Source organism: Pseudomonas putida (assembly GCF_002906855.1).
GTDB lineage: Bacteria > Pseudomonadota > Gammaproteobacteria > Pseudomonadales > Pseudomonadaceae > Aquipseudomonas > Aquipseudomonas putida_N.
In genome coordinates this window covers 1,302,622-1,325,016 of the sequence record NZ_MINI01000028.1, presented here as the reverse complement: position 1 = coordinate 1,325,016, position 22,395 = coordinate 1,302,622, and the positions used below count along the sequence as shown (strand labels likewise).

The following is a 22,395-nucleotide window of genomic DNA, read 5'->3' as shown; positions in this document are numbered from 1 at the left end:
TGAATGTCAAACCTCGAATGCCGCCTCCTGGCGCTCGACCTCGATACCCTGCAGTTGCCCGGCCACCGCCTCGATCAGTTGCCCATCCTGCGGCAGGTCGAAATGGCCACGGTCGCTATTCAGATGCCGCAGTGCAGTGCCGTAGTGAGCATCGAGGCTCGACCGCGCCGCCTCTTCGCGCCCTGCCGCCCACCAGCAGGTAGGTTTCACCCGAGTGCCTGGCAGATCCTTCATGGCCATCGCCACGCGGTCCAGCTGCAGCGTGGTACGCACGAAGGCCACTCGTTCGCCGATGGCGAGGGTGGCCAGCACCGGCGCCGACAGGTTGCCCAGTACGCTTTCCATTGGCTCACCGAGCAGCAGTTGCTGGTCCTTTTCGGGCCCCTGCCAACCACTGCACAGCGCCCGGCTGGCGCTCTCATCAGCGCCCAGCGCCAGCAGCAGGTTCAGCAAGCGCTCATCCCACGGCTGTTGCTGATCGGCCTGGGGCAAATAGCTGTCCAGCAGCCCGACGAAGGCCACAACCTGCCCCTGCGCCTCCAGCTCACGCGCCACCTGGAGCGCCAGGGCACCGCCCAGCGACCAGCCAAGCAGGCAGTACGGCCCCAGCGGCTGCACAGCGCGGATGTAATCGCAGTAGTCGACCGCCATGGACTCGACATCCGCGTCGACCCAGTCTGCATTGAACAGCATCCGGCACTGGATGCCGTGCACCGCCCACTGCGGCTGCAGGCGCCTGGCCAACGGCAGGTAGTCGAATACCGAGCCATGCACGCCATGCAGGCAGAACAGCGGTGTGGCGCCTGGCACCGGGGTGTTCAGCAATAACATCGGGGTCTGGCTGGCAGTGCTTTGCAGGCGCCCGACCAACTCGCCGATACGCGGCGTGGTCATCAGGTCACGCAGGCTCATGCTGAAGCCGTCCAGCGCTGCCACCCGCACCCGGCGCACCAGTTCCATGGCCAGCAGGGAGTTGCCGCCCAGCTCGAAGAAGCTGTCATCGAGCCCGACCTCTTCCACCTCCAGCAGCTCGCCCCAGAGCTTCGCCAGGCTCACCTCCAACGGGGTGACCGGCGCCCGATAATGCTCGGAGCGGTCCAGCGCGGGGGCTGGCAAGGCATGGCGGTCGAGCTTGCCGTTGGGGTTCAGTGGCATGGCCGGCAACACCAGCAGGTGGGCAGGCACCATGTACTCCGGCAAGGCTTGGCGAAGTCGAGCGAGCACCTGGCCGCGCAACGCGGCATCCCACTGCAACCCCGGCGCCAGCACCAGGTAGGCCACCAGGCGCGAACCACGCCCTTCGCCCGCCACGGCGACCACCGCTTCGCGCACTTGCTCCATGCCCATCAGGCACGATTCCACCTCGCCCAGCTCGATGCGGAAACCACGCACCTTGACCTGATGATCCACCCGACCAAGGTACTCGACCACGCCGTCCTGGCGTAGACGCACCAGGTCGCCTGTCCGGTAAAGGCGGCCGCCTGGCGGGCCGAACGGGTCGGCGACGAAGCGCTCGGCGGTCAGGCCAGGGCGCTGGTGATAACCGCGCGCCAACCCTTCCCCGCCGATATACAGTTCGCCAGGTACGCCTGCAGGCAGCAGCTGCAGGTCGCTGCCCAACACATAGGCTGAACGCGCGCCGACGGGCGTGCCCACCGGCATGTACTGCGCATCGAATCCGCTGCCCAGGTGGACCGCCCACAGCAACGGTGTGATCACAGTCTCGGTCGGGCCATAGCCATTGATGATGCGCGGTGTGCGCAGCACCTGCTGGATCTGCTCGAAGGTGGCGCGGCTGGTGCCTTCGCCGCCCACGGTGTAGGAGCGGATGGGCAGGTCTGCCCCCGCCTCGCCCAGGTGCTCGGCCAATTGCTGCAGGTAGCTTGGTGTGAAGCAGGTGATGGTGATGCCATGCTCGGCAATCTCACGTGCGCTGCGCTCGACATCCCAGGCTTCGTTGTCGCGCAGCATCAGCATCGAACCGGAAACCAGCGGCACCAGCCAGCGCTCGTGGGCGCCGTCGAAGTTGATCGAGGCAAACTGCAGCTCGCGATCCTCTGGGGTCATGCCGTAGCGTTCGGCAATGGCCAGGCAGTGCATGGCCAGCGGGCCATGGGTGACCGCCACGCCCTTCGGCCGGCCGGTAGAGCCGGAGGTGTAGATCAGATAGGCCAGGTTGTCCGCCGCCACCGGATAATCGACATCGTGCGCCGAGTAACCTTGCAGCTCGGCGCCATCAGCGCTGACCGGCAACACCTCGACGCTAGCCGGTAGCGGTAGTTCGGCCAGCAGATGCGGCTGGGCCAGCACCAGGGCAACGCCGCTGTCCTCGATCATGTAGCGCAACCGCTCACGCGGGTGGGTCGGGTCCAGCGGCACATAGGCACCGCCAGCCTTGAGCACGGCCAGCAATGCGACCAGCATTTCGACCGAGCGTTCCAGTGCGATCCCCACGCGTACCTCAGGGCCTACGCCCGCCTCGTGCAGGCGCGCAGCCAGCCGGTTGGCCCACTGGTTGAGTTGCTGGTAATCGAGCTGCCTGCCCGCCACGACCAGGGCCGGGGCAGTCGGGCGCAGCTGGGCCTGTTGCTGGATCAGGCCATGCACGGTGCGCATTTCGGCCGGCTGGCCGAGGCCGGGGTTCAAATCCACAAGCTGCCAGTTGCGCTCGTCTTCGCTGAGCATGCACAACTCGGCGATCGGTTTGCCAGGCTCGGCGGTCATGCGCCGCAAGAGGTTCTGCCAGTGCGCGAACATCTTCGCGGCGGTAGCCGTATCGAACAGGTCAGTGGCGTAAGTCAGGCTGGCACTGAGCTGGCCGCCATGCTCCTGCGTGTCCAGCGCCAGGTCGAACTTGGCTCGCGATGTCGGCGCTGGCAACAGGCTCAGCGACAAGCCGGCAAGCGCCGTGGTGCCCAGGCCATCGCCCAGCACCTGGTGGTTGAACATGACCTGGAACAGCGGGTTGTGGCTGAGGTCGCGGTGCGCCACCAGGCTATCGACCAGCGCTTCGAAAGGCAGGTCCTGGTTGGCCTGGGCGGCGAGCAGGGTGGCGCGTGTGTGGGGCAGCAGCTGCGCGGTGCTCAGGCCATCTTCAAGCCGGCCGCGCAACACCAGGGTGTTGACGAAGAAGCCCGTCAGTGGCTCCACTTCCTGCCGGTTGCGCCCCGCCGACGGCATGCCCACGCAAACATCGCTCTGGCCGCTGTAGCGACGCAGCAGCAGCTGGAACGACGCCAGCAGCACCATCGACAACGTGCAGCCGTGCGCCTGTGCCAGGGCAACCAGGCGTTGGCGTAACGGCTCGTCCAGCGTGCCGGTCACTGCCTGGCCACGATGGCTGGGGACGGCCGGGCGTGGCCGGTCGGTGGGCAGTTCCAGCACCGCAGGGGCATTGCTCAATTGCTCGGTCCAGTAGGCCAGCTGCCGCGGCCCCTCGCCCGCTTCGAGCAGCTGACGCTGCCAGGCAGCGAAGTCGGCGTACTGGATGGCCAACGCCGGGAGCTTGGCCTCGCGACCTTCACAGGTAGCCTGATAGAGCTGGATCAACTCGGCGATCATGACCTGCATCGACCAGCCATCGGAGACGATGTGGTGCTGGGTCATGACCAGCACCCGGTCCGCCGCGCCGATTTCCAGCAGCAGCACCCGCAGCAACGGGCCACGCTGCAAGTCGAAGGGGCGCCCCCCTTCACGGCTCACTGCTTCGGCAATGGCCTGGTCGTCGGCACCCGGCAAGGCCACGCGTTCGATCGCCACCGGTCCTGCAGCGTGGATACGCTGCAGTGGCTCACCCTCGCTTGCCTCGAAGGTAGTGCGCAGTGGCGTGTGCCGCGCCACCAGCGCATCGAAGCTGCTCTGCAGGGCGGCAAGGTCCAGCGTGCCTTCAAGGCGCAGCGCTGCCGGCATGTTGTACGCGGCACTCTGTGGGTCCAGCTGCCAGAGGAACCACTGGCGTTGCTGGGCATGGGAAAGGCGTGGCACGTCGCCTTCAGCCAGCGCCACGATAGGCAGCCGGCCCGGGTCGATGCCTTTCTCCAGCAGGCGCTTGAACAGGGCCACACGCTTGTCGTGGCCCAGCCCGCTGATCCGCTGGACCAGCTCATTGCCCTGTTGGGTCCCTTGCTTAAACATCCAGTGCCTCCAGTTCGTCGAGGGCGTCGAAGATCGCGTCGTAGTCGTGTTGTGCCGGGCTGGCGTTGCTTGCAACCAGGGTGGCCAGGGCGCCGAGGTTGTCGGCCAGGTAGGCGTCCTGCATCGCAAGCTCGATGGCGAACTCGGTCTTGATCCGCGAAACCAGGCGCACCAGCAGCAGCGAATGCCCGCCCAGTTCGAAGAAGTTGTCGTTGAGGCCGACCCGCTCGACCTGCAGCACGTCCTGCCAGAGGGCCGCCAGGCGTTGCTCCAGTTCGCTTTGCGGCGCCAGGTACTGGTGCCGGGACTGACCCAGCTCAGGCTTCGGTAGCGCCTTGCGATCGAGCTTGCCGTTGGGCGACAGCGGCATGCGTTCGAGCAGCACCCACTGACTTGGCACCATGTACTCCGGCAGTACCGTCGCCAGGTGTGCCTTGATGGCCGCCAGGCTGTCGGCCCGCTCGGCTACCAGGTACGCCACCAGTTGCTTGCCGCTCGGGCCATCGGCGGCCACTACCACCGCTTCACGCACCGCGTCCTGCTCTTTCAGGCGCGCTTCGATCTCGCCCAGTTCGATGCGCAGGCCGCGGATCTTCACCTGGTGGTCGATACGCCCGACGTACTCGATCACGCCGTCCTCGCGCTGGCGCGCCAGGTCGCCGGTGCGGTACAGCCGCTGCCCAGTGCCGTACGGGCTGGTGACGAAGCGCTCGGCGGTCAGCGATGGGCGACGGTGATAACCCCGGGCCAGGCCGACGCCGCCCAGGTACAACTCGCCGGTCACGCCCGGGCTGACCGGATTCAGTTCGCCGTCCAGCACGTAGGTTTGCAGGTTGGCGATCGGCTGGCCGATCGGCACCGCATCCTTGCCCTCCTCGACGCAGGTCCAGTGGGTGACGTCGATGGCCGCTTCGGTCGGGCCGTACAGGTTGTACAGGCCGCTCTGCGGCAGCAGCGCCAGGGTCTGGCGTTGCAGTTCCACGGGCAGTGCTTCGCCGGAGCAGATGATGCGTTGCAGCGAGGTGCAGCGGGCGGCGTTTTCGTCGCCGACGAAGGCTTGCAGCATCGACGGCACGAAGTGCAGCGTGCTGATCCGTTCGCGGGTGATCAGCTCGGCCAGGCGCGCTGGGTCGCGGTGGTCACCAGGCAGCGCCATGACCAGGCGTGCGCCTTCCATCAGCGGCCAGAAGAACTCCCACACCGACACGTCGAAGCTGAATGGCGTTTTCTGCAGCACGCTGTCATTGGTAGTGAGCAGATACGCCTCCTGCATCCAGGCCAGGCGGTTATGCAAGGCGACATGGCGGTTGCCTGCGCCCTTCGGCTTGCCGGTGGAGCCGGAGGTGTAGATGACATAGGCGAGGTTTTCCGGGTGCAGTTCTACGGCCGGGTTGTGCGCCTCCAGAGTATTCCAGGCCTCGGCCCGATCCAGATCGAGCACCGCCAGCCCGCCCGGGATCGGCAGGCTGTCGCGCAGGTGCGACTGGGTCAGCAGCAAGGCTATGCCGCTGTCTTCGAACATGTAGGCCAGGCGGTCTTGCGGGTATTCCGGGTCCAGCGGCACATAGGCGCCACCGGCCTTGAGGATCGCCAGCAAGCCGACGACCATTTCCACCGAGCGCTCGGCGGCGATGCCCACCAGCACGTCCGGGCCGACGCCCATGCCGCGCAGATACTGAGCCAGGCGGTTGGCCTCGGCATTCAGGTCGGCGTAGCTCAAGGTGTGGTCGGCGAAGGTCAGTGCCGGCGCTTGCGGCTGGCGGGCGGCTTGCTGTTCGAACAGCTGGTGCACGTACGGCGAACCTGGGTAGTCCCGTGCCGTTGCATTCCAACCCTTCACAATTCGCGAATGAGCCTCTGCGTCGATCAGCTCGAAACTGCCCAGCAAGGCGTACGGCGCACTGGCGAAACCTTGCAGTAGATGGCGCAGCTCGGCCGCCATTTGCTGTACCTGTGCATGGCCGAAAACCTGGCGCTGGTAGGCGAAGGTCAGTTGCATCCGATCCCGCGCTTCAGCAATCAGGGTCAGCGGGTAGCCGCTGTATTCCTGATAGTCCAGGCCAGACAGACGCAACCCGGCACTGCTGTCCGACAGGCTCTGGGCCAGTGGATAGTTCTCGAACACCAGCAGGCTGTCGAACAACGCCTCGCCATGGCGCCCGGCCGCCGCCTGGATGGCATACAGCGGCAGGTACTCGTACTCGCGCAGGCGCAGGTTGAGTGCCTGCACTTCACGCACCCAGTCGGCGACCGGCATCGGCCCTTGCGGCTCGGCGGCCACCGGCAGGGTATTGATGAACAGGCCAAGCTGCTGCTCTATCCCCGGCAACTCCGCCGGGCGCCCGGACACGGTGGCGCCGAAGCAGGGCCGACGCTGGCCGGTACGGCGCTGCAACAGTAGCGCCCAGGCGGCCTGCAGCACGCTGTTGAGGGTGACTTGCTGGGCCTGCGCAAAGTGCTTCAGGGCCTGGCTCAATGGCTCGCCCAGCTCCAGCACTACGGCGCCCTGCCCGGCTTCATTGGCATCACGTGTGCCGCCGAGCAGTGTCGGGCCGTCCAGGTCGAGCAGTTGGGCCTTCCAGAAGGCCTCGGCAGCGGCGCGGTCCTGCTGCTGCAACCAGCCGAGGTAGTCGCTGCGGGTGGCCTGCGCCAGCGCGGCAGGCTGCCCCGAATAGGCCTGCATCACGGCGGCAAAGAGCAACGAATTGCTCCAGCCGTCCATCAGGATGTGGTGGCTGGTGTAGATCAGGTGATGGCGCTGCGGCCCGGTGCGCACCAGTACCAGGCGCAGCAGCGGCGCCTGGCCAAGGTCGAAGACACGTGCCTGCTCGGCCTGCGCCAGCGCTTCGAGGCGTGCGTCGATATCGGCCTCGCCAGCCCAGTCGAAGCGTTCGACCGGCAGCTGAACGTGGCGCAGTACCACTTGGCGTGGCGCTTCCAGGCCCTGCTCCCAGGCAAACCCGGCACGCAGCGATTCGTGCTGGTCCAGCGCCTGCTGCCAGGCCTGGATGAAGCGCTCGGGGTCGAGGTCGTCGAGATCCAGGCGCAGGCGGTTGACGTAGCTGCTGGCCTGGCCGTCGTACAGGCTGTGGAACAGCATGCCTTCCTGCATCGGTGCCAGCGGGTAGATGTTCTCGACCTGGCGCAGGTCGACCGGCAGCGCATCCAGCTGCGCCTGGGTCAGGCCGGCCAGCGGGAAGTCAGCCGGGGTGGCGCCGCCGGCCTGGCTGTCGAGACAGTGGGCGACCAGCGCGGCCAGCTCACGGGCATAGTCGTCGGCCAGGCCAGCGATCATCGGCTCGTCGAACATCGCCTGGCTGAAGGTAAAGCCGAGCTCTAGTTCACCGCCCAGTACCTGGCCGTTGACGCTCAGCCAGTTGCCCAGTGGCGCATCGGCCGCCTGGGTGGCGCCAACACTTTCCAGGGCAGGTGCGAACAGCCGGTCTTCGCCGAAGCCCTGGTCGAACTGGCCAAGGTAGTTGAAGGTCACCCGCGCTGGCGGCAGCGCTTGCAACGCCGCCTGCTGCGCCGGGCTGCCGAGGTAACGCAGCACACCATGGCCGATGCCGCGCCCTGGCACGCCACGCAACTGCTCCTTGATGGCCTTGAGCGAGCCGGCCAGGTCGTCGGCGGGGGTCAGCGCCACCGGGAACAGGCTGGTGAACCAGCCCACGGTTCGGCTCAGGTCCACGCCGTCGAACAGGTCCTCACGGCCGTGGCCTTCCAGCTGGACCAGCGCACTGCCCTGCCCGGTCCAGCGGCACAGCACCCGCGCCAGGGCGGTCAGCAGCAGGTCGTTGACTTGCGTGCGGTAGGCCGCTGGCGCCTGTTGCAGCAGGCTTTGCGTGGTGTCGGCATCCAGCCGGCAGCGCACGGTGCGGGCGTGGCGCACCTGCAGCCCGGCGTCGCGGCGTGCCGCCGGCAGGTCGCCGGTCTGCCCCGCGAGGGTCGCTTGCCAGTAGGCCAGCTCTGCATCACGGGCAGGCGCCTGGGCCCAGCCTACCAGGCGCTCGGCCCAAGCCTTGAATGCCGTGCCCTTCTCCGCCAACGCGGGTGTGCGCCCGGCCAACAGGGCGACGCAGGCCTGCTCCAGGTCTTCCAGCAGCACCCGCCAGGACACACCGTCGACCACCAGGTGATGAATCATCAGCAGCAGGCGCTGCCCACCGTCGGCGAGGTCGCACAGCACGGCGCGCAGCAGCGGCCCTTGCGCGAGATCGAGGCTGCCCTGTGCTTCTTCGGCGATGGCCTGCAGTTGCGCGGCATCGGCCGCCTGGCGATGCCAGAGCATTGCGCCTGGTATGCCCGCACGGTATTCGGCATGCCAGCTGCCGTGCGCCTTGTTGAAGGCCAGGCGCAGTGCGTCGTGCTGGTTGACCAATAGCGCCAGGGCCTGTTCGACGATGTTTGCCGTCAGCGCCTGGCGTGGCTGCAGCATGACCGCCTGGTTGTAGTGCCCAGGCTGGTTCAGGGCCAGCTCGAAGAAGCGCGCCTGCACCGGCAGCAGCGGCATGGCACCGCTGACCTGCGCAACCGCAGCTGGCTTGGCCGGCACGGGGGCCACCTTGGCGACCTGGGCCAGCTGGGCGATGGTCTGCTTCTCGAACAGCTGGCGCGGGCTCAGCTTGATGCCCTGACGCTTGGCCCGGGCGATGATCTGCAGGCTGAGGATGGAGTCGCCACCCAGCTCGAAGAAGTTGTCTTCGACGCCGATGTCGTCACGCTTGAGCACCGCTTGCCAGATGGCCAGCAGTTGCTCCTCCAGCGGTGTGCTGGCGGCGACATGGCGCTTGAGTTGCACCTGCGGTAGCGGCAGTGCACGACGGTCCAGCTTGCCGTTGGCGGTCAGCGGCAGGCGCTCCAGCAACAGCAGATGAGCGGGTACCAGGTAGTCCGGCAGCAGCGCCTGCAACTGCTCGCGCAGGGCCTCGACGCTCAGCTGGGGTGTGCCCGGCACGCACCAGCCGACCAGTTGCAGCTGCGCTGCGTCATCCCCTTGCGGGACGGCCAGCACCACCGCGTCATGCACGCCCGCCAAGCCGCGCAGCACGCGGCCGACCTCCCCTGGCTCGACACGATAGCCACGGATCTTCACCTGGTCGTCGGCACGTCCGAGGAAGTGCAGCAAGCCTGCGTTGTCGCGCTGCACGCGGTCACCGCTGCGGTACAGGCGGGTGCCCGGTGCGCCAAACGGGTCGGGCACAAAACGCTCGGCGGTCAGGGCCGCCTGGTCCAGATAGCCTTGCGCCAGGCTGTCACCGCCAATGTAAAGTTCGCCAGCGACGCGCGCGGGCAGCACGTTGAGCACATCGTCCAGCACCCGCACGCTGGCCCCCGGCAGCGCCGCGCCCAATGGCATTGCTTGCGTCACTGCACCTTGCAGTTCGTGAGTCAGCACGCCGACCGTGGTTTCGCTGGGGCCGTAGTGGTTGATGAAGCGGCAGCCGGGCTTGAGTTGGCGCACTTTCTGGTACAGCGCGGGCGAGCAGGCCTCGCCACCGACGATCAGGGCATGCTCGGGCAGCACGTCGGCGGCATTGGCCGCCTGCAGCAGGCCATTGAGGTGGCTGGGGACGATCTTCAGCACGCCAATGCGCTGCTCGGCCATGTAGGCGGCAAACGCATCCGGGTCGAAGCCCAGCGCCTCGGGCAACACATGCAGGGTGCGCCCGGAGCACAGGGCGCCGAACAGTACCGTGTGGCCGAGGTCGGCGGCGATGGTGGAGACCAGCGCCATGCTCGCGTCCGCGGCCAGATCCAGGCGTTGCAGCAGGCCATCGACATAGCTGGCCAGCGCGCCATGGCTGACCACCACACCCTTCGGTTGGCCGGCGGAGCCGGAGGTGTGGATCACGTAGGCCGGTGCACCTGCCAGTGTCCCGGCTGCTGGCGCATCACCCGGCAACGAGGCCCAGCGCTCTGGTGCATAGGGCTGTACCTGGCAACCAGACGCTGCCAACGCCTGCTGGCGCAGTTCAGCAGCCTCGCACAGCAAAACCTGCGCGCCGCTGCGCTGCAGCATGCCTTGCAGGCGCTCGGTCGGCGCCTTGATGTCCAGCGGCATGTACGCGCCACCGGCCTTGAGAACGCCCAACAGGCACACCAGCCAATCCAGCGAGCGCTCCATCAGCACCGCGACCGGTGCCCCCGTGGCGACACCCAGGTCGCGCAGGTGATGGGCCAGGCGATTGGCCTGGCTGTCCAGTTCGGCATGGCTGAGCTGCTGCCCCGCACACGCGGCCGCGATGCCTTCGGGCTGGCGGCGCACCTGCTCGTGCCAACGCTGCAGAACCAGGGCCGGCTGCTCACGGTGGCTGGCAACCTCTGCGGCAGGCGCCTTGACCAGGGTATGCAGCGGCGCGTCTGGCGCAGTCAGCAACGTGTCGAACAGCTCACGCAACGCAGCGATGAACCCTTCGATGGTGGAACGCTGGTAGAGATCGCTGGCATAGGTCATCTCGCCGTGCACCAGGCTACCGTCGTCGGTGATGTCCAGGGCGAGGTCGAAGTGGGTGCCTTCCTTGCGCAGCGGATACTCGCTGACCGCTAGCCCCGGCAATTGCAACGCGGTCTGCTTCTGCACGCCGACGTTCTGGTTGAACTTGGCCTGGAACAACGGGTTGTGGCCAAGGCTGCGTTCGGGCGCGAGCACTTCCACCAGTTGCTCGAAAGGCAGCTCCTGATTGGCCTGGGCGGCGAAGGTCGCCTCGCGCACCCGCACCAGCATTTCACTCAGCGACAGGCGCTCGTCGACCACGCAGCGCAGCACCTGGGTGTTGACGAAGAAGCCGATCAGCCCTTCCACCTCTTCGCGCCCACGGTTGGCGTTGGGCACGCCGATGCGAATGTCGCGCTGGCCGGAATTGCGCGAGAGGAACAGTGCGTAGACGGTCAGCATCAGCATGAACAGCGTCACGCCCTGGCCCCGGGCCGCATCGCGCAGGCGCTGCGACAGCGGCCCGCCGAAGTCGAACTTGAGGGTCTCGCCCTGCAGGCTCTGCACCGGCGGGCGCTGGAAATCGGTTGCCACGTCGAGCAGCTGATGTTCGTCACCCAGCTGCTCGCGCCAGTGCTGCAACTGCCGCTCGCCCTCGCCCGCTTCCAGCCAGCGACGCTGCCACACGGCATAATCGGCATACTGCAACGGCAGCGCTGGCAGGCCCTGGGCGCCGCCCTGGTAGCACTGGACGAATTCGCGGACCATCACGTCCATCGACCAACCGTCGCAGACGATGTGGTGCATGCACACCACCAGCACGTGTTCCTCCTGGCCCAGGCGGAACAGGCTGGCCCGCAGCAGCGGGCCATTGAGCAGGTCGAAAGGGCGACCGACTTCGTCTTCCACCTGGCGGGCCAGCTCGGCCTCGTCGGCCGTGCCGATGTCGACATGCCGCAGGGCCAGGGGCTCGGCCGAGAGCACCCGTTGCAATGGTTGTTCGCCGTCGACCTGGAACACGGTGCGCAGCGCTTCGTGGCGCTCGATCAAAGCGTCGAATGCGCCTTGCAAACGGCACTGGTCCAGCTCGCCCTGCAGGCGCAGGCCGGCCGCCATGTTGTAGGCCGCGCTCTGCGGGTCGAGCTGCCAGAGGAATAGCAGGCGCTGCTGGGCGTAGGACAGTGGAATGGCCTCGAGGCCATGGCGGCTGACCGGGATCGGCAGCAGGCCGAAGTCCTTGCCATCCTGGCGCAGCTTGGCGAGGAACTGACGGCGTTGTTCGAGCGGCAACCCGATGAACTTCTCGGCGATGCGCAGCGTAGTGTTGCGGGTCATGCTCAAACCTCCTCCAGTGAATTCATGAACGCTTCCATGTCGGCCCAGTCTTCGTCGGCGGTGCCGCCCAGGGCTTGCAGCTCCTCAGCCAGGGCAGCCAGGTGCGGGCGTTCGAACAGGCTTCGCATGGGCAGCGCGACGCCCAGTTCGGACTTGATCCGGGCAATGACCTGGGCCGCCAGCAACGAGTGCCCGCCCAGGTCGAAGAAGCTGTCGTCGAGGCCGACGCGGGGCACCTGCAACACCTCCATCCAGATCGCCGCCAGCTGCTGTTCCTGCTCGCTGACCGGCGCGCGGAAGCTGGCCTGCAGCTGGCTCGGCTCGGGCGCGGGCAAGGCCTTGCGGTCGAGCTTGCCGCTGGGGGTCAGCGGCAGCTTTTCCAGCAGCACCAGGTGCGCAGGCACCATGTAATCCGGCAGTGTCGCGCGCAGGCCCTCGCGGATCGCCTGGCGCTGCACCTCGGCACTGGCGCCGTCGGCTTCGGTGACCACATAGGCCACCAATTGCCGCCCGCCGGCCATGTCCAGGGCCAGCACCGCCGCCTCCCGTACGCCAGGGCATTGCTGCAGGCGCATCTCGATTTCGCCAAGCTCGATGCGGAAGCCGCGCACCTTCACCTGATGGTCGACGCGGCCGATGTATTCAATGGCGCCACTGACGTCGAAGCGGGCGCGGTCACCGGTGCGGTACAGGCGCTCGCCGGGGACTTCGGGGTCGGGCAGGAAGCGTTCGGCGCTGAGCGCGGGCTGGCCGTGATAACCGCGCGCCAAGCCGGGCCCACCGATGTACAGCTCACCGATGGCACCGGCCGGCACTGCCTGCATCTCGCCGTCGAGAATGCACAGGCGGCGCCCGGCGAGGCCTTGGCCAATGGGGATGCCGCGCCACGACACATCCTGCGACGCCAACGCCGTGCAGTCGTGGATGCTGGACACTACCGTGGCCTCGGTCGGGCCATAGGTGTTGAGCAGGCGCACGCCGCCCAGGCCGGCGCGGCGCCACAAATCGAGGCCGTCCAACGCCATGGCTTCGCCGCCGACATGCACCTGGCGCAGTGCGGCAAACGCCCGTGGCGTTTCGCGTGCGTAATCCTGCACCAGCATGTGCCAGTAGGCGGCCGGCAGGTCGGCGAGCGTGATGCCATGCTGCTCCAATGCCTGCAGGAAACTGGCGCTGTCCCACAGGCGACTGTCGCGCAGCACCACGCGGGCACCGACGCACAGCGGTGGGTAGAACTGTTCGACGAAGCCGTCGAAGCTGCAGGTAGCAAACTGCAGCACGCGATCATCCGTGGTCAGGCGCGAATAGTCGGTTGCCAGTTGGCAGAACTCGTCCAGCGCGCCATGGCTGATGGCGACGCCTTTGGGGCGGCCGGTGGAGCCGGAGGTGTAGATCACGTAGGCCAGGTTGCCGGGCTGCAGTGATACCTGCGGCGCATGCTCAGGTTGCTCGCCCTGCGCCTGGTCCAGGCACAGGACCTCGATACCATCGGCCACTGGCAGCTGGCTCAGCTGGTTTGATTGGGTCAGCAGCAGGCGCAGGCCGCTGTCGGCGAACACCTGGGCGATGCGTTCGCTGGGCGCTTGCGGGTCCAGCGGCACATAGGCTCCGCCGGCCTTGAGCACCGCCAGCAAGGCAACCCCCATGTCCAGCGAGCGCTCCAGTGCCACACCGACCAGCACCTCGGGGCCGACACCCGACTGCGCCAGGCGCTGGGCCAGGCCGTTGCTGCGGCGCTCCAACTCGGCGTAGCTCAGGCTGGCGCCCTGCCCTTCGCCGGCCAGCACCAGCGCGACCGCCTCGGGCGTGCGTGCTGCCTGGGCCTGGAAACGCTGATGGGCCACCGCCGAGGCCTGCGGGGCGGGTGCGCGCAGTGCCCAACGCTGCAACTGGCGGGTTTCTGCGGCATCGAGCAATGGCAGCTCGCCGATTCGGCGTTGCGGGTCGGCCAGCACGCTGCGCAGCAGGTTGCGCCAGTGGCCGGCCATGCGCTCGACGGTGGCGGCGTCGAACAGATCGGTGGCGTAGGTGAAGGCGGCCAGCAGGCGCTCGCCTTCTTCGCGGGTTTCCAGCATCAGGTCACTGGCCGCGGCATGGCTGCGGGCGCCGGCCACGCTCTGTTCGGCGTCCAGATGCGCCAGCTGCAGGCCGCAACCCAGGCGCATGCCCTGAATGTCGGTGACCAGCGGCTGGTGGTTGTACATGACCTGGAACAGCGCGTTGTGGCTCTGGCTGCGGCTGGGCTGCAGCGCCTCCAGCAGCGCATCGAACGGCAGTTCCTGGTGGGCCTGGGCGCCGAGGACGGTCTGGCGCAGCGCTGCCAGCAACTGCTCGAAGGTCTGGCGCCCATCCAGCTGGCTGCGCAGCACCTGGGTATTGACGAAGAAACCGATCAGGCCCTCGACCTCACTGCGGTTGCGATTGGCAATCAGGCCGCCGACGCGGATATCGCCCTGCCCGCTGTAGCGGTACAACAGGGTTTTGAAGGCCGCCAGCAGCACCACGAACAAGGTCGTACCCTGACGCTGGGCCAGCGCCTTCAGGCCGCTGCGCAGCTCGGCGTCGATGGCGAACTCCAGGCGCGCACCGGCATGGCTCGGCTGGGCCGGGCGTGGGCGGTCGGTGGGCAATTCCAGTGGTTCATGCTCCTCACCCAGCTGGGCGCGCCAGTAGCCGAGCTGGCGGGCCTGCTCGCCGGCTTCCATCCAGCTGCGCTGCCACAGGGCGTAGTCGCGATAGTGCACGGCCAGCGCCGGCAATTGGGCCTGGTTGCCAGCGCTGCGGGCGTCCAGGCAGCGCATGAATTCTTCGATGAGGATGTTCATCGACCAGCCATCGGCAATGATGTGGTGCATGGTCAGCAGCAGCACATGCTCATCCGCCGTCAGTTGCAGCAGCGCCACCCGCAGCAGCGGGCCCTGTTGCAGGTCGAATGGCTGGCCGGCTTCGCGGGCGACTTCTTCACGGGTTCGCTGCAGGCGCTGATCTGCATCCAGGGCGGACAGGTCGACATGGCGAACCTGCACCTGCGCACCGTCACCGATACGCTGCAACGCCTGGCCTTCGACGTCGTCGAAGGTGGTGCGCAGGCACTCGTGGCGCTGCACCAGATCGGCAAAGGCCAGGTCCAGCGCCTGGTGATCCAGCCTGCCGAGCAGGCGCACGGCCCCTGGCAGGTTGTAGGCAGCACTGGCCGGCTCCAGCTGCCAGAGGAACCACATGCGCTGCTGGGCATAGGAGAGCTGGTCGCGGCCGGCGATGCCGCTGCAGTCGGGGATGGGGTAGCTGGTGAAATCGACTTGTTCGTCGCGCAGGGCGGCGAAGAATACACGGCGTTTTTCCAGCGGCAGTTCAATGAAGCGGCGCGCCAGCTTCAGGGATTGATCGAGGGTGCTCATAGGTCGTCCGAACCGGTGATGGGAGCCGCCCTGGGCTCCGCGATACCTGTTGAACGAATGATTACGGCTCGCATTTAGGTGCTATATGCAAAACCCGCCGGTGCGCCCGAAGGTATGCCGGCGGCCCCTGCGCTGCCACCTGATTCAGCCCGCAGCGTGGCCTTCAGCCATGGCCACGATCACCTTGCGCTTGCCGGTGAAGGTGCTGCGGGCGTGGGCAGCGAGCATGTTGTCGAGCATCAGCACATCGCCTTCCTGCCACGGGAAAGCGATAGTGCACTCATCCAGCACACCGCGCACCTCATCGAGTATCGAGTCTTCGATGGGCGAACCGTCGCCGTAGTAGACGTTGCGTGGCAGGTCTTCCTCGTCGACGACCTCCAGCAGGCTCTCGCGCACCTCGGGCGGCAGGTTGGACACATGGAACAGGTGCGCCTGGTTGAACCATACATCCTCGCCGGTTCGCGGGTGGCGGGCCACTGCCTGACAGATCTGGCGGGTGCGCAACTCGCCGTCGTCCTTCCAGTCGCAGGTGATCGCATGGCGCTGACAGTAGGCTTCCACCACTGCCGGGTCGTCACTGTTGAACACCTGTTCCCACGGCACATCCAGGCCATTGCCGAAGTTGCGCACATACATCAGCCCATGGCGGTTGAAACGCTCGTGGATTCGCGGGTCGATCCGGCGGAACACCTCGCGGCTGTCGGCGATAGGTGTTTCCCCTCCGCTCTCGGCGGCGATCATGCTGTAGAACCAGATCTTCATCGGCCATTCACGGGTGTAGGCCTGTTCGTTGTGCAGCGGGATCTTCTGGTGCGGCGGGTACTCGGTTGAGGTGTACACACCCTGGGTAACGTTGCTGCGCGGGGTAGAGCCGAACTCGTAATTCAGCAGCGGATGGCCGAAGCCGCCGGCGAAGCTGCGAAAGGCCTCGGCGCCGCCTACATCGAAGCCGCGAAAAAGAATGCCGCCGGCGTCGAGCAAGTGGCGGTCGACCAGCTCGCGGATCGGCTCCAGCGCCTCGTTGAGGTCCAGGCCGGCGTGGGGCGCCTCGACCAGCAAGGGCAGGCTGCGCTGGCCAGGCAGCAAGGGCCGGGCCAGCAGTTCCAGTATGGTGCTCATGATCTCCCCCTTACGGCAGCTGGCCGCAGCGGGTTGAGCAGCAATTGATTGGCAACAGGCAGCGCCTGGCTGGCCTTGAAGCAGGTGGCGGCAAGCATCCTTCGACCCTCGATGAAATGACAGCAAGCTCCGGTTCGGGCGCGCGCAGCGCACGTCGGCCTTGTGCAAAGGAAACGAGGGGCAGAGGGAGGGATTTAGCGTGGATGGCGTCCCCGGCAGGAATCGAACCTGCACCAGAGTCTTAGGAGGACCCCGTTCTATCCATTAAACTACAGGGACTGAAACCCGCAAGCCATGCGTGCTGACTGAATGCAGCAACAGCGGGACGGCGAGCATGTTAACCAGCCCGCCACCGTTTGTCATGCCTGAATCGGGCTTTTTGCACGTAGGGGTTTTCTGAGAGCCGCTCAGGCAATCAACTTTTCCTGACGCAACAGATCGAGCAAGGCCGCAACTGCAGTTGCCAGATCACCTGAATTGTCGAGGGGGTAGACCGACGGCGCAGTTTCCAATTGCAGCCGAGCATTGCGCGCCAGGCGCTGCTCGACTTGCTCCGGAGTTTCCCGCCCGCGGGCGAGCAAGCGTTGACGCAGCACCTCGGGTTGCACTTCCAGGCAAACGGCCAACATATCTGGGTAGCGCGCCTGTGCTTCAGGCAGATAAGCCCGCGAACCATTCACCAGCACCGAGTGCCCTTGCGCAAGCCAGTGATCCACCTGGGCCGGGATCCCGTACTCCAGGCCATTAGCTCGCCAGTGCATGGCGAACGCGCCCTCCTCGCACATCTGCGCGAACCGCTCCGCGCTGACGCCATGGGCTGCCTCACCCTTGGCCTCGGCGGAACGCGTGATCACACGACGGGCAATTTCCACCCCTGCGGCAGACAATTGCGCGCGAGAAGCATCGATCAGGGAATCTTTTCCCGAACCTGAGGGTCCTATCAGGAATATCAGGCGGCCTGAGGTTCCATCTCGGGCGCTTGCGTCATGTTGCATAGCCACTATGCTCTATGGAAGGAAACCCGCGCATTCTAGGTGTTTTCTGGGGCCTTTGCTGCGTTTTACAGGTTTTTGACGGCAAAACGCTGACGGTACGGCGGGCTGGATAATGCAAAACTTTTCAAACCAGTGCTCATTTCTGATAATTGGTACTGGCAAAAAGCCTTTATCCAGCTCACTATTTGTCACAGAATTGACGCCAAGGAATCGGCGGCCATGAGGCAAGATGACCATCCAAATTTTTATGACGGTTGAACATTTTGTCGTCGCCACGGTCGTACTTCCACCCCGTGCGGCCAATTTGAGAACCGCTTCCCCTGAACCAGTAAAATCCGGTCAATTTATATGCGCCCAATGAAACAGGCTATTTATTCGAGCCGCACCGCTGACAAGTTCGTCGTCCGCCTGCCCGACGGGATGCGTGAGCGCATTGCCGAGGTAGCGCGCAACCATCACCGCAGCATGAACTCCGAGATCATCGCGCGCCTGGAGCAGAGCCTTATCCAGGAAGGTGCGCTGGGCGACGAGCTGAGCATGCGCCTGGACAGCCCGGAGCTGTCGCTGCATGAGCGCGAGCTCCTGCAACGTTTCCGCCAGCTGTCGCACCGCCAGCAGAATGCGCTGGTGGCCCTCATCGCTCACGATGTGGAAATGGCCGCCGACGCCTCCTGAGGCCGGCATCAAGCAGACACGAAAAAGCCAGCGTAAGCTGGCTTTTTTAGTTGTGTCCGCAAAATGACCAAGGGCGCGCAAGGCACCCCAATCGCATTACAGCAAGAACAGTGTAGCCAGGCCCAGGAAGATAAAGAAGCCGCCACTGTCGGTTACAGCCGTGATCATCACGCTGGCACCCATCGCCGGGTCACGCCCCAGGCGGGCCAGGGTCATTGGAATCAGCACCCCCATCAACGCCGCCAGCAACAGGTTCAAAGTCATCGCTGCTGTCATCACCACACCCAGCGACCAACTGCCATACAGCCAGAACGCCACTGCACCAATCACGCCGCCCCACACCAGGCCGTTGATCAGCGATACCGCCAACTCCTTGCGCATCAAGCGGCTGGTATTGCCCGGCGATACCTGGTCCAGCGCCATGGCACGGACGATCATGGTGATAGTCTGGTTACCCGAGTTGCCACCAATACCGGCAACGATCGGCATCAGCGCAGCCAACGCTACCAGTTTTTCAATCGAGCCCTCGAACAGGCCGATCACGCGAGAAGCAACGAAGGCGGTAATGAGGTTGATTGCCAGCCATGCCCAACGGTTGCGGAACGAGCGCCAGACCGAGGCGAAAATGTCCTCCTCCTCGCGCAGACCCGCCATGTTGAGCACTTCGCTCTCGCTCTCCTCACGGATCAGGTCGACCATCTCGTCGATGGTCAGACGGCCAATCAGGCGCTCGGCCTTATCGACTACCGGCGCCGATACCAAGTCATAACGCTCGAAGGCTTGCGCCGCATCGTAGGCATCTTCCTCGGGCTGGAAGGATACCGGGTCGGTCGCCATGACCTCCGCTACCTTCTTCTCCGGGTCGTTGACCAGCAGGCGCTTGATCGGCAGCACGCCCTTGAGGATGCCTTCATAGTCGACCACGAATAGCTTGTCGGTATGGTTGGGCAGCTCCTTCAGGCGCCGCAGGTAACGCAGTACCACTTCCAGGCTGACGTCTTCGCGGATGGTGACCATCTCGAAGTCCATCAGCGCACCGACCTGCTCCTCGTCGTAGCTCAGCGCCGAGCGCACACGCTCGCGCTGCTGGGCATCGAGGCTTTCCATCAGCTCGTGGACGACATCGCGTGGCAGCTCTGGCGCCAGGTCGGCCAGTTCGTCAGCGTCCATTTCCTTGGCGGCAGCCAGGATCTCGTGATCGTCCATGTCGGCGATCAGCGATTGACGAACAGAGTCGGAAACTTCGAGGAGGATGTCGCCGTCACGATCCGAGCGCACCAGCTGCCAGACCGTCAGGCGGTCTTGCAGGGGCAGGGCTTCGAGGATATAGGCGACGTCGGCAGGGTGCAGGTCGTCCAGCTTGCGCTGCAGGTCAACCAGGTTCTGGCGGTGGACAAGATTCTCCACCAGGTCATTGTGCTGACCTTCCTGACGGTGGGTCAGGTCTTCTACCACACGTTGGCGCTGCAGCAGTTCGACCACCTGGGCCAGGCGATCCTGCAGGCTTTCTTGCGCTTTCTTTACTTCTACTTCAGTCATAGGCGAACTCCACTCCCAGCAGCGGAGCACGCCGGGAGAATCAATCAGTCAGATCTAGCTGTATGAATCTTGTTAAGGAGTAACTACTGGGTAAGTCCATGGTGGTTTTCCACAAGCCCCGGCGGGGCTGACGGGCGCAATCATACACTGCCTAAGCTGTCAGATCGCTTAAAATTTTGGCCAGAACAATCGTTTGCGCGATAAAGCTGGGACAATGCTCGAAGCCATCAGTGCGACGGCGGGCGAGCAATAAAAAACACATCCGCCGCGCAAAAGTCTGTCGAGCGGGTTACTGTGCAGTCTAGTCAGGCATCACTGACAAAGCAGTGAAATAGAAAACAAAAAGCCCGCTCAATTGAGCGGGCTTCTTGATTGTATGGTGGACTCAGCAGGATTCGAACCTGCGACCGCTCGGTTCGTAGCCGAGTACTCTATCCAGCTGAGCTATGAGTCCGTGGTGGTAGTTTTAGACCAGATTACCACTGGTGGGTGAAGCGTCTTTGCAAGCAGAGCCACTTCAAAAGTGGTGGACTCAGCAGGATTCGAACCTGCGACCGCTCGGTTCGTAGCCGAGTACTCTATCCAGCTGAGCTATGAGTCCGTGGTTGGCAGTTTCAAACCAGATACCGCTGGCGGGTGAAGCGACTTTGCAAGCAGAGCCACTTCAAAAAGTGGCGGACTCAGCAGGATTCGAACCTGCGACCGCTCGGTTCGTAGCCGAGTACTCTATCCAGCTGAGCTATGAGTCCGCGATTGGTATTTTTAGACCAGATTACCACTGGTTGATTTGAAGCAGCCTTGCAAACAAAGCCACTTCAAAAGTGGTGGACTCAGCAGGATTCGAACCTGCGACCGCTCGGTTCGTAGCCGAGTACTCTATCCAGCTGAGCTATGAGTCCAGTATTGCCGCGCATGATAGTTCGCTGAAACATATTTGCAAGAACTTTTTCGTTTAACTTCAACGACTTAGTGTTCCTACTGCTTACAGCGCCCTACGCAAATAATGGCGGTGAAGGGGGGATTCGAACCCCCGATACCCTTATGAGGTATACTCCCTTAGCAGGGGAGCGCCTTCGGCCACTCGGCCACCTCACCGCAACACGAGGCGAATATTAAAGAACCTCTTTCACCTTTGCAACCCTTTTTTTGAAAAAAACTTCAAAAAAATTAAAGGCTTGGCTCTTCATCCTTCTCCTTCTTGATCCGCAGGTAGATTTCCTCGCGGTGAACAGCCACTTCTTTAGGGGCGCTGACACCAATACGCACCTGGTTGCCTTTGACGCCGAGCACCGTCACGGTGATCTCGCCGTCTCCAATGATCAGGCTCTCGGCGCACCGACGAGTCAGAATCAACATAGCTTTCTCCTTACGCAAAACATTCAGGGATTTCAGTCTTGGGATGTCAGGCCAGTCGTGGACGACGACACACAGCCTGGATGATCGCCTCGCCGGCAGGACAGGGCCTGCGTGGCGACCAGAAACGCGAAGGGCGCGGCCAAGCCGCGCCCTCCGAGCAAGGCGTTACTCGCCCTGTCGGGCAGGAGCGTCGAGTTCGAACGCGGTGTGCAGCGCGCGTACGGCCAGCTCCAGGTACTTCTCTTCAATGACCACCGAGACCTTGATTTCGGAGGTGGAGATCATCTGGATATTGATGCTCTCCTTGGCCAAGGCTTCGAACATGCGGCTGGCAACCCCCGCGTGGGAGCGCATGCCGACACCGACGATCGACACCTTGGCGATCTTGGTGTCGCCGATCACTTCACGGGCACCGATTTCACGTGCGGTGTTTTCCAGCACGCTGTGGGCCTTCTCGTACTCGTTGCGGTGTACGGTGAAGGTGAAGTCGGTGGTGTTATCGTGCGAAACGTTCTGCACGATCATGTCCACTTCGATGTTCGAAGCGCTGATCGGGCCGAGGATCTTGAAGGCAACGCCCGGGGTATCCGGTACGCCACGAATGGTCAGCTTGGCTTCATCACGGTTGAAGGCGATACCGGAAATGATCGGCTGTTCCATGGATTCCTCTTCATCAATGGTAATGAGGGTACCTGGACCCTCCTTGAAGCTGTGCAGCACGCGCAGCGGAACGTTGTACTTGCCGGCGAACTCCACCGAACGGATCTGCAGCACCTTGGAACCGAGGCTGGCCATTTCCAGCATCTCTTCGAAAGTGATCTTCTCCAGGCGGCGGGCCTGTGGCACGACACGCGGGTCGGTGGTGTAGACGCCATCGACGTCGGTGTAGATCTGGCACTCGTCAGCTTTCAGCGCAGCCGCCAGGGCCACGCCGGTGGTGTCGGAGCCACCACGGCCGAGGGTGGTGATACTGCCGTGCTCGTCGACACCCTGGAAACCGGCTACCACGACCACGCGACCTTCCTTGAGGTCGGCACGGATCTTCTGGTCGTCGATCTGCAGGATGCGCGCCTTGTTGTGCGCGCTGTCGGTGAGGATGCGTACCTGGTTGCCGGTGTAGGACACCGCTGGCACACCACGCTTGATCAAGGCCATGGTCAGCAGGGCAATGGTGACCTGCTCACCGGTCGACACGATCACATCCAGTTCACGCGGAACCGGCTGATCGGTGATCTGCTTGGCCAGATCGATCAGGCGATTGGTTTCACCGCTCATGGCCGACAGCACAACCACCAGGTCGTCGCCCGCTTCACGGTGTTTCTTGACCTTTTCGGCTACCTGCTCGATCCGCTCGATGGAACCGACAGAGGTGCCGCCAAATTTCTGTACGATCAACGCCATTTCA

9 protein-coding genes and 6 tRNA genes are annotated in these 22,395 nt (G+C 64.6%); 1 reads left to right on the top strand and 14 read right to left on the bottom strand.

Annotated elements, in window-relative coordinates:
* Positions 1–6: 6 nt before the first annotated feature.
* From BGP85_RS06550 to phnN, 6 genes are all read right to left on the bottom strand, one after another.
* Positions 7–4,134, bottom strand: a complete 4,128-nt coding sequence (locus BGP85_RS06550; protein WP_103446441.1) for a non-ribosomal peptide synthetase — start codon at positions 4,132–4,134, stop codon at positions 7–9.
* Positions 4,127–11,905: a non-ribosomal peptide synthetase gene (locus BGP85_RS06545; protein WP_103446440.1), complete on the bottom strand. Its 7,779-nt coding sequence runs from the start codon at positions 11,903–11,905 to the stop codon at positions 4,127–4,129. The genes BGP85_RS06550 and BGP85_RS06545 overlap by 8 nt, the downstream gene beginning before the upstream one ends.
* A 2-nt stretch (positions 11,906–11,907) precedes the next feature.
* On the bottom strand, positions 11,908–15,303 hold the full coding sequence (locus BGP85_RS06540; RefSeq protein WP_103446439.1) for a non-ribosomal peptide synthetase: 3,396 nt from the start codon (positions 15,301–15,303) through the stop codon (positions 11,908–11,910).
* 144 nt (positions 15,304–15,447) lie between these two features.
* Positions 15,448–16,425, bottom strand: coding sequence for a TauD/TfdA family dioxygenase (locus tag BGP85_RS06535; protein WP_103446438.1), 978 nt, complete (start codon positions 16,423–16,425; stop codon positions 15,448–15,450).
* Positions 16,426–16,629: 204 nt separating this feature from the next.
* A tRNA-Arg gene (locus tag BGP85_RS06530) sits at positions 16,630–16,704 on the bottom strand.
* Between the two features lie 128 nt (positions 16,705–16,832).
* Positions 16,833–17,420, bottom strand: a complete 588-nt coding sequence (gene phnN, locus BGP85_RS06525) for a phosphonate metabolism protein/1,5-bisphosphokinase (PRPP-forming) PhnN (protein WP_103446437.1) — start codon at positions 17,418–17,420, stop codon at positions 16,833–16,835.
* A gap of 348 nt (positions 17,421–17,768) precedes the next feature.
* On the opposite strand from phnN, the gene BGP85_RS06515 reads away from it, so the two are divergent.
* Entirely contained in the window at positions 17,769–18,095 is a 327-nt protein-coding gene (locus tag BGP85_RS06515) for an Arc family DNA-binding protein (RefSeq protein ID WP_003254499.1), read from the top strand.
* Between the two features lie 96 nt (positions 18,096–18,191).
* Here the strand turns inward: BGP85_RS06515 and mgtE are convergent, their stop codons facing one another.
* The 8 genes from mgtE to BGP85_RS06475 form a co-directional block, all read right to left on the bottom strand.
* The gene (mgtE, locus tag BGP85_RS06510; protein ID WP_103446435.1) at positions 18,192–19,634 is read right to left on the bottom strand and encodes a magnesium transporter; all 1,443 of its coding nucleotides are present in this window, start codon (positions 19,632–19,634) and stop codon (positions 18,192–18,194) included.
* A 377-nt stretch (positions 19,635–20,011) separates the two neighbouring features.
* Positions 20,012–20,088, bottom strand: a tRNA-Arg gene (locus tag BGP85_RS06505).
* Positions 20,089–20,158: 70 nt separating this feature from the next.
* Positions 20,159–20,235 (bottom strand) — tRNA-Arg (locus BGP85_RS06500).
* A 71-nt stretch (positions 20,236–20,306) separates the two neighbouring features.
* Positions 20,307–20,383: transfer RNA gene (locus BGP85_RS06495), tRNA-Arg, on the bottom strand.
* Positions 20,384–20,456: 73 nt separating this feature from the next.
* Positions 20,457–20,533, bottom strand: a tRNA-Arg gene (locus BGP85_RS06490).
* A gap of 105 nt (positions 20,534–20,638) precedes the next feature.
* Positions 20,639–20,729 (bottom strand) — tRNA-Ser (locus tag BGP85_RS06485).
* A 72-nt stretch (positions 20,730–20,801) separates the two neighbouring features.
* Positions 20,802–20,990 carry a carbon storage regulator CsrA gene (gene csrA / locus BGP85_RS06480; RefSeq protein WP_003254503.1) on the bottom strand — a complete coding sequence of 63 codons (189 nt, stop codon included), beginning with the start codon at positions 20,988–20,990 and terminating at the stop codon, positions 20,802–20,804.
* A gap of 165 nt (positions 20,991–21,155) precedes the next feature.
* A complete protein-coding gene (locus BGP85_RS06475; RefSeq protein WP_085675858.1) occupies positions 21,156–22,391 on the bottom strand; it encodes an aspartate kinase in 1,236 nt (411 codons plus the stop codon).
* Between the last annotated feature and the right edge of the window lie 4 nt (positions 22,392–22,395).

Bases quoted from the DNA above. Each gene is read 5' to 3' on its own strand.
- BGP85_RS06550 (WP_103446441.1), bottom strand. From the start codon at position 4,134: ATGTTTAAGCAAGGGACCCAACAGGGCAATGAGCTGGTCCAGCGGATC.
- BGP85_RS06545 (WP_103446440.1), bottom strand. From the start codon at position 11,905: ATGACCCGCAACACTACGCTGCGCATCGCCGAGAAGTTCATCGGGTTG.
- BGP85_RS06540 (WP_103446439.1), bottom strand. From the start codon at position 15,303: ATGAGCACCCTCGATCAATCCCTGAAGCTGGCGCGCCGCTTCATTGAA.
- BGP85_RS06535 (WP_103446438.1), bottom strand. From the start codon at position 16,425: ATGAGCACCATACTGGAACTGCTGGCCCGGCCCTTGCTGCCTGGCCAG.
- phnN (WP_103446437.1), bottom strand. From the start codon at position 17,420: ATGCAACATGACGCAAGCGCCCGAGATGGAACCTCAGGCCGCCTGATA.
- BGP85_RS06515 (WP_003254499.1), top strand. From the start codon at position 17,769: ATGCGCCCAATGAAACAGGCTATTTATTCGAGCCGCACCGCTGACAAG.
- mgtE (WP_103446435.1), bottom strand. From the start codon at position 19,634: ATGACTGAAGTAGAAGTAAAGAAAGCGCAAGAAAGCCTGCAGGATCGC.
- csrA (WP_003254503.1), bottom strand. From the start codon at position 20,990: ATGTTGATTCTGACTCGTCGGTGCGCCGAGAGCCTGATCATTGGAGAC.
- BGP85_RS06475 (WP_085675858.1), bottom strand. From the start codon at position 22,391: ATGGCGTTGATCGTACAGAAATTTGGCGGCACCTCTGTCGGTTCCATC.